This is a genomic window from Ruegeria sp. BHSA123 (assembly GCF_059613425.1).
The window spans coordinates 21,895-34,056 of the sequence record NZ_JBXWSL010000031.1; the positions used below are offsets into that span (position 1 = coordinate 21,895).

General features: G+C 58.4%; 11 protein-coding genes and 1 pseudogene. 4 read left to right on the forward strand and 8 right to left on the reverse strand.

Features of this window, described 5'->3' with window-relative positions; all coding sequences use genetic code 11:
• Nucleotides 1–5 precede the first annotated feature (5 nt).
• Both AC2FNC_RS14400 and mnmH read left to right on the forward strand, forming a co-directional pair.
• A complete protein-coding gene (locus tag AC2FNC_RS14400) occupies nt 6–671 on the forward strand; it encodes an SOS response-associated peptidase (protein ID WP_496715694.1) in 666 nt (221 codons plus the stop codon).
• A 37-nt stretch (nt 672–708) separates the two neighbouring features.
• Nucleotides 709–1,761: a tRNA 2-selenouridine(34) synthase MnmH gene (mnmH, locus tag AC2FNC_RS14405; protein WP_480603084.1), complete on the forward strand. Its 1,053-nt coding sequence runs from the start codon at nt 709–711 to the stop codon at nt 1,759–1,761.
• On the opposite strand, the gene selD is transcribed toward mnmH, so the two are convergent.
• Genes selD through AC2FNC_RS14440 form a run of 7 tightly spaced genes read right to left on the reverse strand, consistent with a single transcriptional unit; the run spans nt 1,752 to nt 9,844 of the window.
• On the reverse strand, nt 1,752–3,911 hold the full coding sequence (gene selD / locus AC2FNC_RS14410; protein ID WP_496715695.1) for a selenide, water dikinase SelD: 2,160 nt from the start codon (nt 3,909–3,911) through the stop codon (nt 1,752–1,754). The two genes, mnmH and selD, sit on opposite strands and share 10 nt — an antisense overlap.
• Nucleotides 3,912–3,916: 5 nt before the next feature.
• The gene (locus tag AC2FNC_RS14415; RefSeq protein ID WP_480473524.1) at nt 3,917–4,303 is read right to left on the reverse strand and encodes a Na+/H+ antiporter subunit G; all 387 of its coding nucleotides are present in this window, start codon (nt 4,301–4,303) and stop codon (nt 3,917–3,919) included.
• Between the two features lie 7 nt (nt 4,304–4,310).
• Nucleotides 4,311–4,580, reverse strand: a complete 270-nt coding sequence (locus tag AC2FNC_RS14420; RefSeq protein ID WP_209503286.1) for a K+/H+ antiporter subunit F — start codon at nt 4,578–4,580, stop codon at nt 4,311–4,313.
• Entirely contained in the window at nt 4,577–5,074 is a 498-nt protein-coding gene (locus AC2FNC_RS14425) for a Na+/H+ antiporter subunit E (RefSeq protein ID WP_480473523.1), read from the reverse strand. The genes AC2FNC_RS14420 and AC2FNC_RS14425 overlap by 4 nt, the downstream gene beginning before the upstream one ends.
• Nucleotides 5,074–6,618 carry a monovalent cation/H+ antiporter subunit D gene (locus tag AC2FNC_RS14430; RefSeq protein ID WP_480473522.1) on the reverse strand — a complete coding sequence of 515 codons (1,545 nt, stop codon included), beginning with the start codon at nt 6,616–6,618 and terminating at the stop codon, nt 5,074–5,076. The genes AC2FNC_RS14425 and AC2FNC_RS14430 overlap by 1 nt, the downstream gene beginning before the upstream one ends.
• The gene (locus AC2FNC_RS14435) at nt 6,615–6,974 is read right to left on the reverse strand and encodes a Na+/H+ antiporter subunit C (protein ID WP_209503290.1); all 360 of its coding nucleotides are present in this window, start codon (nt 6,972–6,974) and stop codon (nt 6,615–6,617) included. The genes AC2FNC_RS14430 and AC2FNC_RS14435 overlap by 4 nt, the downstream gene beginning before the upstream one ends.
• On the reverse strand, nt 6,974–9,844 hold the full coding sequence (locus AC2FNC_RS14440; protein WP_480473520.1) for a monovalent cation/H+ antiporter subunit A: 2,871 nt from the start codon (nt 9,842–9,844) through the stop codon (nt 6,974–6,976). Before AC2FNC_RS14440 ends, AC2FNC_RS14435 begins: the two co-directional genes overlap by 1 nt.
• 233 nt (nt 9,845–10,077) lie before the next feature.
• Here AC2FNC_RS14440 and AC2FNC_RS14445 point away from each other — a divergent pair, with 233 nt between their 5' ends.
• Both AC2FNC_RS14445 and AC2FNC_RS14450 read left to right on the forward strand, forming a co-directional pair.
• A complete protein-coding gene (locus AC2FNC_RS14445; protein ID WP_480553894.1) occupies nt 10,078–10,539 on the forward strand; it encodes a rhodanese-like domain-containing protein in 462 nt (153 codons plus the stop codon).
• On the forward strand, nt 10,536–11,360 hold the full coding sequence (locus tag AC2FNC_RS14450; RefSeq protein WP_480553856.1) for a CE1 family esterase: 825 nt from the start codon (nt 10,536–10,538) through the stop codon (nt 11,358–11,360). Before AC2FNC_RS14445 ends, AC2FNC_RS14450 begins: the two co-directional genes overlap by 4 nt.
• On the opposite strand, the pseudogene AC2FNC_RS14455 reads toward AC2FNC_RS14450, so the two are convergent.
• Nucleotides 11,361–12,162, reverse strand: a pseudogene (locus AC2FNC_RS14455) (glucans biosynthesis glucosyltransferase MdoH); the annotation flags it as partial.

A 12,162-nucleotide genomic window follows, 5' to 3' on the forward strand; every position in this document is an offset into this window, starting at 1 on the left:
TACCCATGTGCGGACGGTTTGCAATAACTCTTCCCAACGACGCAATGGCGCAGCTGTTTTCGGCTCGCCCGGCAAACGCTCTGCCTGCGGTGCCGAATTTCAATGTTTGTCCGACAAATCAGGTACATGTCGTGCGTAGTGGCGAAACAGGGCGCCATCTGGACGCGCTGCGGTGGGGATTCCTGCCGCATTGGTACAAGACCGAAACAGCGGGGCCGTTGCTGATCAACGCCCGGGCCGAGACCCTGGCGGACAAGCCCGCCTTTCGCGATGCTTGCCGGACACGCCGCTGTCTGATCATAGCGACCGGGTTCTATGAATGGACAAAAACGAAACAGGGAACGCGCCTGCCCTGGTATATCCACCGTCAGGACAAAGCTCCGATTGCTTTTGCCGGGGTCTGGCAGGACTGGGGTCCTGAAGGTGAACGGCAGGGCACCTGTGCAATCGTGACGACGGCTGCCAACAAAAGGCTTGAGGTCATTCATCAGCGAATGCCCTTGATCGTAGAACCCGAAGACTGGCCATTGTGGTTGGGTGAAGCCGGAAAAGGGGCCGCGCGGCTGATGCAGCCGGGGCACGAGGATGTGCTGACCTTCCACCGGGTCAGTCCTGTGGTGAACTCGAACCGGGCCAGCGGGCCAGAGCTGATCGAACCTTATGACGCGTGACCTTTTCTTTAGAAACGCAGCAAGCTAAACCTTCGGCATGGCTCTGAAATTTCCTGACCTGACCCAACTTTACGCGCACGGGTATGATACCGTGATCGACGTTCGCAGCCCTGCCGAGTTTGCCGAAGATCATCTACCGGGTGCAATAAACCTGCCTGTGCTGAACAACGAGGAACGCGCCCGGGTCGGAACCATTTATGTACAGGACAGCCCCTTTCTGGCGCGCAAGCTGGGCGCTGCTTTGGTGTTCCGCAATGCAGCCAATCACATCGAACACCACCTCAGCCATCATGACGGAGCGTGGCGCCCCTTGGTCTATTGCTGGCGCGGTGGACAGCGTTCCGGATCATTCACATGGATGTTGCAGCAAATCGGTTGGCGCGCGGAAGTTGTTGAGGGCGGCTATCGTACCTACCGTCGATTGGTGAACGCTTATTTGTACGATGATCCCTTGCCACATCGGCTGATCGCGCTGGATGGCTACACGGGCACCGCAAAAACCGATCTTTTGGCTCTGTTGCACGCACGAGGTGTACAGGTTCTGGACCTTGAAGCGCTGGCCAACCATCGCGGGTCCTTGCTGGGCGAAAGGCCTGGGGGGCAGCCCAGCCAAAAGGGGTTTGAATCTGCTCTGTCCGCTGCGCTGTGCGCAATGAACCCGGCGCGTCCAGTCGTGGTCGAAGCGGAATCCTCCAAAATTGGCAGCTTGATTCTGCCACCCAGCCTTTGGAACGCGTTGTGTAAGGCTCCGCGCGTGAGCATTACGGCTTCGATTGAAGCACGTTCGGCCTATCTGGTGCGGGCTTATGACGACATTCTGTCTGACAGTGACCGATTGCGGGACCGGTTATCACCGCTGCGGTTCCATCGCGGGCATGAGGTCGTGGACGGGTGGCTGCGCTTGATTGATGCGGATGAAAAACAGGCGCTGACACAGGCGTTGATGGAACAGCATTATGATCCCGCATACACCAAGTCCCGGCAATCCCGCCCGGTACAGGTGTTGGCCAATCTCAATATCGCAACTTTGGACAATGCGGGGCTGAGCAACGCGGCCGCGCAAATTGAAAGCCTGCTGGATCAGCTGTGAATGCGCAAGCCGGGTGTGCTGGTCAGTTGGCCAATGATCATTGCCGGATATCCCGCGTCCAGAAGATCTTGCAGAAGAGTATCGGCGTCCTTCGCATTCACGGCGGCCAGCAGGCCCCCGGCTGATTGCGGATCAAAAAGCAGCGCCGCCTTGCCCCCGGACGGAAGATTGGGCGCAATCGCGCTGTTGTCAGCAAAAATCGTTGACCGGACCCCCTGATCCGTCAGCGCAAGAGCACCGTCCATAACCTTTACAGCGTCCAGATCAAGCATGGCGCCGCAATGCGATGCGTCGCAGATGCCTTGCAGATGCCCGGCCAGACCAAACCCGGTCACGTCGGTCATCGCATGGGCGTTGGCCAAAATGCGGGCTGCATCGCCCTGCGGCTGTGTCATATGTTTGTAGGCTGCCGCGACCCAGGCCCCTTCGGCAAGACCGGCCATTTCCGCTGCCATCAGAACTCCGCTTCCCAAGGGTTTGGTCAGGATCAGGCGATCTCCCGGCTGCCCGCCCGCCAATGTAATCGGGGTAGCCTCACACAGGCCAGTCAGCGTGAAACCAACAGTCATCTCATCGCCCATTGAACTGTGCCCGCCCACGATTTCTGCGCCCGCAGCGCGCATGACGTCACTCGCGACTGACATGACTTCGGACATTGTGCGGCTTTGCAGGGGGGCGGACATGCGCGGCAGGATGATCGTTGCCGTGGCCGCCTGAGGCGCGGCCCCCATGGCCCAGATATCCCCTAGGGCGTGAACCGCGGCAACACGCGTCATCAGTGCGGGATCGTTGGTGAAAGCCCGCAGATGGTCGGACGTCATGACTTGCTGCGCCCCGCCCGTTTGCAATAGCGCGGCATCGTCGCCGGGCAAGGTAGCGACGTCGGTACGAGTAGGGGCGGGGAGGGATTTCAGGGCGATTTGCAATGCGTCGCGCCCGACCTTTGCTCCACATCCTCCGCACATGGGCTTTTCACCCAAAACCCCATCAAGCCCAGCGGCCCGGTCGCGTGGCAGGGCGGGCGGTGTCATTCGCGGCAGGTCGCGAAACTTTTTCATGAAACTCTGGTCGATATGGTTCTTCCAGGCCCACATCAACGGGCCGCTGAACGATGTTCCCAAACGCTCGACCAGTGCAGACTTGCCACCTAGTGAGATCAGTTTGAGATAGTCTTTTTGCGGTGTGTATTTTCGCATCCGTCCCGCGCCGAGCGCTGCGCGCAGATTATCGAACAAAACCGGCGCTTCGCGCACCGCATAGACGCCAGCCTTCGGTCTGGGGTTTTCCGAAAGATGGGCGCAATCCCCGGCGGCAAACACAGCCGGATCACTGGATTGCAGGTAGCTGTTCACGCGGATGTATCCGTCCTGAAGGTCAAGCCCTGTATTTGCGATCCAGTCATAGGCGCGGGCTCCGGCGGCACCGGTCACGAAACCAACCGGAATTGTGCGCCCGTCCTGTAGTTCCACGTGATCCTGCCCGATCCGGGTGATCACCGTGTTTTCGATCACCTCCACGCCAAGATCATGCATTGCAATCCGGATTGTTGCCGCCGCCTTGGGTTTGGTTGCAGTCAGGGCCGAGGCACTATCGATCAGGGTAATCTGTGCCGCCCGCCCCCTGGCCTTTAACGCGTGCGCCATCGCCATGACCAGTTCGACGCCCGCGACGCCGCCGCCGATCACAGCGACCGAGGCCGGCCCTTGACCCTTTAGATACTCGGCCCATTTCGCAGCAAAAGGTCCCAACGGCTTGGCTGGCACTGCATGTTCCGCAAAGCCCGGCAGGGCGGGCATGTCCGACGTGATCCCTACATTGACCGAAGCCACATCGAAGCCTACCGGAGGATGCCCGGGGACGTGCACTTCATGTGTTTCGGTGTCGATGCCACTGACCGCACCCAAGATCACACGTGCACCTGCGAAACGGGCCAATCTGACAAGATCGATATCCAACTCCCACCGGTCGTAATGACCGGCGACATATCCGGGCAACATTCCTGAGTAGGGGGCAGTGGGGCCGGGGTTGATCACGGTTACCCGCGCGCCGGGCAAAGGGTTCATTCCCCATTTGCGCAGCAGCAGGGCATGGGTGTGGCCGCCGCCAATTAAAACCAGATCACGGGTCAGGGGCAGCGGAGATGTGTGCATTTGTGTTAATTCGCGCTGTGGTCCGGAACATCCTCGACCTGCTCGACCGCGTGGGTGGCCCAGAGCTCATCCTCGCCAGCATCGGGCAGGTCGCTGGGCAGTTCATGACGGTGAATGTGCCATTTTGCAATGAACAGGGCCGTGATCGGAGCCGTCAGGAATAGAAACAGCGTGATCAGAAGCTCGTGTAGCGACAGTTTGCCTTCCAGCAGAACGGAATGGGTGATCGAAGCCAGCAACACCCCGCCCACACCCAAAGTTGTCGCTTTGGTCGGCGCGTGAAGGCGCGACATAGGGTCATTCAACTTGATCATGCCGAAGGACCCGACAAACCCGAAGATACCCGAGACTATCAGGAAAACGGCGATCAGCAGCTCTGCAAGGAATGTCATATCGCCCTCATTCGATGATGTTGCCGCGCAGCATGAAGCGTGCATAAGCCACGGTTGAGACGAAGCCCAGCATCGCGATGATCATCGCCGCTTCGAAGAAAATCTCGGTCCCTTTCGACAGGCCATAAAGGATCATCAGGGCAATCGTATTGATGACCATCGTATCCAGAGCCAGAACCCGGGTCCCAACGCCGTCCGCGGTAATTATCCGCCACAGACACATCATGATCGCCGCGCCGAAACAGGCAAATGCAAAGTAGATTGCGTATTCGATCATTCGAAAATCTCCTTCAGGCGACGTTCATAGCGTTGCTTGATTTCGTCGCGCACCTGATCCGGGTTCGGCGCGTCCAGGCAATGAACCAGCAGATTGTGCCCCTGTGCCGACAGGTCGCAACTGACGGTGCCGGGCGTCATCGTGATGGTTCCGGCCAGCACGGTTATGGCCTCGGGTGTCCGAAGCTCCAGCGGAATGCTAACCCAGTTGGGCCGCCGGTCTTCATTGCGTTTGAAGAGGACGATCCGGGCCACCGTCATATTTGCAACGACAATATCCCACAGCACCACGATCATGTATTCGGCGACCATGGGCCAGTTGCGCAGCTTGGGCCTGTCGGGCCAGTAAGGTTGTGTGACGAAGGGAATGATGATTCCAAGGATCAGGCCAAAGACCAGAGAATTCAGTGACGGGCTGTTGGCCAGCAGAATCCAGACGATCGTCAACAAAATGGTCAGGTGCGGGTGCGGAAAAATCCGGTGTAGCAGTTTCATCACTCGGCCCCTCCCAATACGGCAGAGATGTAGTTTTCAGGCATAAACAGCTGCCCTGCGGTTTGGCTTGTATATTCCAGCGCAGGACCCGCGAACAATGTCAGCAGGATCAGGCCGGCTACGGCGCCAAACACGGCAGTAAAGGCCAGACCGGGTTGCGGTTCAGGTGCGACCGGTGCAGGGGCAGCTTCATTTTCCGCTGGCTCAGCTATCGGAACAGCCTGAGTGTCGTAACTTTTCCAGAAAATCAAAGTTCCGGCTCGGGCCAACCCGATTATTGTGACGAACGAGCCGATCAGAATCACGGCCCAGACCGTCGTGGCATCCGAAGCATCGCGCGAGGCGTCCAGCACAAGCAGCTTGCCAATAAAGCCGGACAAGGGCGGCATCCCCGCCATCGCAATCGCCCCCACGAAGAACAGCGCGGACACCAGCCCGCTTTGCGGCATGGGTGGCGTTGGTGCGATGGCCCCGCCGCGCCGCGCCATCACCAGATCGGCAACCAGGAATAGCAGGGCTGTCGCCAGTGTCGAATGGAATACATAGTACAGTGCCGCGGCTGTTGCATCAGGCGTGAATTGCGAGATTGCGATCAACAGGGTGCCCATGGATGCAATCGCGCAGAACGCCACCATGCGGGCGATGTGTTTTGACCCCAGAATGCCGATAGCCCCGACAGCCAAAGTGACAAGTGCAGCAGGTTGCAACCACGCACCCACCAGTCCCTGTGTTGCGGCGACATCGGGGCCAAAGGCCAGTGTGAACATCCGCAGAATCGAATAAGCCCCGACCTTGGTCATGATTGCAAACAGGGCCGCGACGGGCATTGGCGCATTGGCGTAGCTGGCAGGTAGCCAGAAATGCAGGGGCAGAACGGCGGCCTTGATGCAAAAGACCAGCAGCAAAAGAACCGCGCCAACCCGCAGCAATGCCGTATCCTCGGCCGGGATTTCTGCTACCCGTAAGGCGATATCTGCCATGTTCAGTGTCCCAGTCACGCCATAGATCGTGCCCAAAGCAAACAGGAACAAAGTCGATCCCAACAGGTTGTAAGCGACATATTGCACACCCGCCTTCAACCGCACCGCACCGCCACCATGGGTCATCAGGCCATAAGAGGCGATCAGCAGAACTTCGAAAAACACGAAAAGGTTAAAGGCATCTCCGGTCAGGAAAGCGCCGCAGACACCCATAAGCTGAAAATGGAACAGGGCGTGGAAATGCTTGCCCCGGTTGTCCCAGCCTGTTGCAATGGCGTAAAGCACAATCGGCAGGGCAAGCAGAGCTGTCAGCAAAACCATCATGGCTGACATTCGATCCAGCACCATGACAATGCCAAACGGGGCAGGCCAGTTGCCAAGCTCGTATACCTGAATATCTCCGCCCGAGGCCTGTGCCGTGATCGTCAAGGCGATACCCAACAGGGCTACAACACCGGCAACCGAAAAGATGCGCTGCAAATCCAGATGGTATCGCAGGACCATGATGTTAAACGGAGCCAGGATCGCGGGCAGGACGATCGGCGCAACGATCCAGTGGTTCATGCGTCTTCTCCTGCTGCATCTACGCTGTCCTGCGCTGTCATGTCGATATGGTCATCCTTGGAGGACAGGTACGCGCTGAGCGAGATCATCACGATCACCGCGGTCATCCCAAAGGAAATCACAATTGCGGTCAGCACCAGCGCCTGTGGCAGAGGATCGGTATAAGCGACGTCCTTGTATTTGTTCAGAACCGGGGGGGCGTTCAGCGCAAGGCGCCCGGTCGCGAACAGGAACACGTTGACCGCGTAAGTAATCAGCGACAGGCCCAGAATAACAGGGAACGTCCGGCGGCGCAGGATCAGGAATATTCCGGCAGCGGTCAAGATACCGACGGCAGAGGCTACGAGCGCTTCCATCAGGCCTGCTCCTTCTCTTGTTCTTGTTCCGGTGGAGAGTCCCGCAGAGGGTTGATATCCATCGGAAATTCCTGTGCCATTCCGGGTTGCCATGCAAAGCGGGACAGGCTGTCGAGCGCCAGCATTACCGCGCCCAGAACCGCAAGGAACACGCCCGTGTCAAACAGCATGGCGGTGGCCCATTCGAATTCCTCAAGTGGCGGCCAGTGGAGATAGCCGAAATCACTGGTCAAGAAGGGGCGTTCATTAAACCAGGCCCCCAGACCCGTGGCTGCGGCGATCAGGACGCCCCAGCCAATGGTGCCATGGTAATAAAACCGCTGCCGCTCAATCGCCCAGGTATAGCCGCTGGCCATGTATTGCATCAGATAGGCGATGGCGACGATCAGCCCGGCGATAAAACCGCCGCCTGGCTGGTTGTGCCCACGGAAGAAAATATAAGCCCCGACCATCAGCGCAATTGGCATCATCACGCGGGTCGCCACAACCATCATCAGCGGATGTGAATCACCGGATTGAGGCCAATGCGGTTTGCGATTCAGCAGGTAACTGCGGACATTGGTGCTTAGCACGGATTCCGTCAGCGCAAAGATAATCAGCGCGGCAATGCCCAGCACGATGATCTCGCCAAACGTATCAAAACCCCGGAAGTCGACCAGGATCACGTTGACAACATTGGTGCCGCCACCACCCTTATAGGAATTGGCCAGATGGAATTCTGAAATCGTTGGAAATGCAAAATCGCGCATCATCATCGCGTAGACCAGCGCGCCGGTGCCAAGACCGGCAACGACGGAAATCGCGGCATCCCGCCATCGCCGCGCCGCGCTGCTGTCCCACGGCGTCTCGGTCGGCAGGAAGTTCAGCGACAGCAGCAACAAGATCATCGTTACCACCTCGACCGAGATTTGCGTCAAGGCAAGGTCAGGAGCTGAAAGATAGTTGAACGCGATGGAAACGATCAGGCCCACGACACCGATCAAAACCAGCGACAACAGGCGGTTCCGGTGGAACCACATGATACCAAGCGTCGCGCCCACCAAACAGATCCAGCCGATGATCGGAATGATCTGCGCTGGCAGCGGAACGCGTGTTTCCACACCGATGGTGCCTGTCGAATAGGCGTAATAACCAAGGCCTACAGTGAAGGCGACGAAGATGACCGCATAGCGGCTGAGAACACCGTTATGCATTTCATCGGTTATCCAGCGGCTTAACCTGGTCAGCGCGTCGATGATTGCCTCAAAGATCACCTTGGCCTCGGGTCGGGGCAGGGCATTCCAGACCTGCTCGCCGCGTTTGTGCATTGCCAGCAGGAACAGGCCGCCCAACGTCGCAACAACCGACATGTAAAGTGCAGGCGTGAAGCCATGCCACAGTTTGAGCGAGTAATACGGCAGCTTCTCTCCGCCAATTACCGCGCTGGAAACCACGGCGATCAGGGGGCCAACGATTACTGCGGAATTTAGACCGATCAGGACGACCAGCACCACCAGCAATGCGGGTGCCAGCCACAGCCCGACAGGCGGGTCATGCGGATGGGCGGGATAATCGTCTCGCTGGGGTCCAAGGAAAACATGGCTGACGAATCGGAAAGAATAAGCGGCCGAAAACAGCGCTGCCAAAAGTGCCAGTCCCGGAACCAGATAATGTGAATGCAACCAGGTGGTATGGACGGTCTCTTCCAGCATCATCTCTTTCGACAAAAAGCCGTTCAGCGGCGGCAGACCCGCCATGGACAGGGCCGCGATGGTGCCGATGGTAAAGGTGATCGGCATCAGGTGGCGCAGACCGCCCAACCGTTTCAGGTTCCGCGTACCGGTCTCGTGATCCACGATCCCGGCGGTCATGAACAGGGCAGCCTTGAAGGTCGCATGGTTGATGATGTGGAAAATGGCGGCCACGGCGGCAATTTTGGTGCCAAAGCCCAGCAGCATGGTGATCAGGCCCAGATGGGATACGGTCGAAAAGGCCAGCAGCGCCTTTAGATCATCCTTGAACAGCGCGATGACCGCACCCAGCAGCATGGTGATCAGACCAGTCGTGGCCACGATGTAGAACCAGGCATCTGTTCCTGCCAGAACCGGCCACATCCGCGCCATCAGGAACAGACCGGCTTTCACCATGGTGGCCGAGTGCAAATAGGCGGAAACCGGTGTCGGTGCGGCCATCGCATGCGGCAGCCAGAAGTGAAACGGGAACTGTGCCGACTTGGTGAAAGCGCCCAACAGGATCAGGATCAACGCCGGCAGGTAGTAGGGGGACGCCTGAATCAGTTCCTTGCTCTGCAAAATGACACTCAGGTCATAGGACCCAACGATATTGCCGAGGATCAGCATCCCGGCGATCATCGCCAACCCACCCGAGCCGGTGACGGCCAAAGCCATGCGCGCGCCCTGTCGGCCATCGGGCAGATGTTTCCAATAGCCGATTAGCAGGAATGAGCTGAGCGATGTAAGTTCCCAGAAAACAATCAAAAGTAGGATATTGTCGGACAGGACAATACCAACCATCGCCCCCTGAAATAGCAGCAGGTAGGTATAGAACTGCCCCATCGGGTCTTCGCGCGACAGGTAAAACCGTGCGTAGAGAATGATGAGCAATCCAATGCCGAGGATCAGCAAGGCGAAAAGAAATCCCAGCCCGTCCAGCATGAAATTCGCGTTCAGGCCCAACCTCGGTATCCAGTCAAACCGGGCAGTCACGACGTCTCCGCGCATGACCGAAGGGATGTGGATCAGCAGCCCCATCAGGGCCAGAAATGTGGTCAACCCGGCTGCGGATGCGGCAGCGTTTCGGCCCGCGCGGATCAGCAGTGCGGGAAATACAGCACCAAGGAAGGGAAGGGCCGCAATAAGGAATAGGGACAAGTGCGATACTCCGGTCTGGGCGGTCAGGGTGAGGTCAATTTTGTAAGGATATTTTGCCGACTGTCCAGAGATGGCAACTTTTTAACGAGCTGAAATGGATCACCAAGGTATTGGCGGCGCAGCGCATTAATGACGCGATCTTGATCTGCGAGCTGTCTTTCACCGCGCAACCTGCTGTTTGGTTGTGATAGAAACAGCACCAGCGAACAGGAGGCTGAGGTGTGGCCGAAAAAATGAACCGATCCAGACGGTGGGTAGTGATTGGCGTCGGTGCCGCGATTGCTGCCGGGTTTGCGATTAGGCAATACAGGCTGATCCCCGAAGATCACAGCGGTGGCCGGATCAGTGTGGCCGACGCTCATGAGCAGGCAGTGGACGGGCGCGTTCTGCTGGTTGATATCCGCACACCGCGCGAGTGGCGCGCCTCGGGAATTGGCGAGGGCGCGGTACCGCTGGACTTGCGCCGCGAGGATTTCGTCGACGTTCTGACACAAATGACCGGCGGTGATCAGGCTGCGCCCGTGGCGCTGATTTGCGCCCGAGGGGTGCGGTCCGCGCGCCTCAGCAATCGTTTGATTGAAGCCGGATTCACAAATATCATCGACGTACCCGAGGGTATGTTGGGCTCGGCGGCCGGGCCGGGATGGGTAAGAGCCGGTTTACCGGTTCGCAAATACAATGAGGATGCGGGATGATCAGGGAAATCGGCTTGGCAGCAGTATTTGCCTTCACCGCGCAGTTGGCCCTGGCGGGTTGCGCTGATCAGGGGGATATTTGCGAAACCTCCTTGGGCGCGTACCATATCGAACTGCCCGATGCGGAAAACCCGCCATTGGTGGTGTTTCTGCACGGATATGGCGGCAGTGGATCGGGAACGATGCGAAATCGCGGGATGGTCGAACCTCTGTTGGCGCGCGGTTATGCAGTGATGGCGCCTGAAGGTTCGGAAAGGCCCAACCGGGGCGGCAGAAAAAGCTGGAATTTTATCCCTGGATTTGGCGAACGGGATGAAACCGCCTTTCTGTCCGAAGTGGTTCAGGACGCGGAAAACCGGTTCGGAATCAATGTGGACCGGGTCATGCTGGGCGGGTTTTCGGCTGGTGGCTTTATGGTCAACTATCTCGCCTGCAAGGCGCCCGAGACATTTTCAGCATATGTTCCGGTGTCCGGAGGATTCTGGCGGCCACACCCAGAAACCTGCAAGGGTCCAATCCGGATGCTGCATACCCATGGCTGGACGGACAACGTAGTTCCGCTTGAGGGGCGCGTACTGGGCGGTGGCCGGTTTCAGCAGGGCGATATCTATGCCGGGCTCGAAATCTGGCGCGAGGCAAATGGCTGCGTCGATCACAAACCGGCCGGCTTTAGCACAACGGAGAATTTCATGCGCCGCCGCTGGACCACCTGTGCCAAAGGCAGCGCGCTGGAGTTCGCCTTGTTCCCGGGGGGTCATACAGTTCCAGCCGGTTGGGCCGATATGGTCGTGGATTGGTACGAAGGGCTTCCCGGCAGTTGATCACTCTGCCGGCGCCATCTTGATCTTGCCTTCAACCAGTTGCTTCAGCTCGGCCCGGTAACGGCGGGCCGACCGGGTGATGGCAGGTTCGCGGAAATCCTCGCGCATCCCGACCATCCGGCGTGCGGCACCGGCCGAAACACCGCTGAGTGCCGATAGCGGGATGGCCAGGGCGAGACTGATGGCAATCGGAGCCAACCAGATCGAGACCAGCCCGGACAGGATACCAACACTCAAGGCGATGCCACTGACTGTTTCCAATGCATGACACAGAAGCAGTGTGCGTAATCCGTAACTGCCACCGTCGCGTGCTTGCGGCGACCAGCCCCGCTGAATGCCAAGCGCCGTCCGGAAAACGGCGATCATCTGTTGCACCATCAGGATCGGCGCATACAGGATCGACAGAATGACCTCGGCCAGAAACGAGGTCAGGAACTTGAGGCCGCCTCCGAATTCGGAATAGCGTACACCGCTTAGCGGCAAAGCCAGAACTCCCAGCACCTTGGGTGCCAGCAGCATTGCATACATCACAAGAATGATCAGAACGTGCCGGGTTTCCGACATTTCCGGCCATTGCGGGAACAGCGGATTATCGGGGCTGAAGTAATGCAGGACAGAAGCGTCTTTGCCCTGACCGATCAGTGCCCACATCAAAAGCAGCGCAAACCACAAAGGTGACATCAAATAGCCAACGGCACCGTGGAACATGTGAAAACGCGAGACGGCCCGGAATCCAGTCGAGCCCAACAGTTTCAGGTGTTGCAGATTGCCCTGGCACCAACGCCGATCCCGCAACGCATGA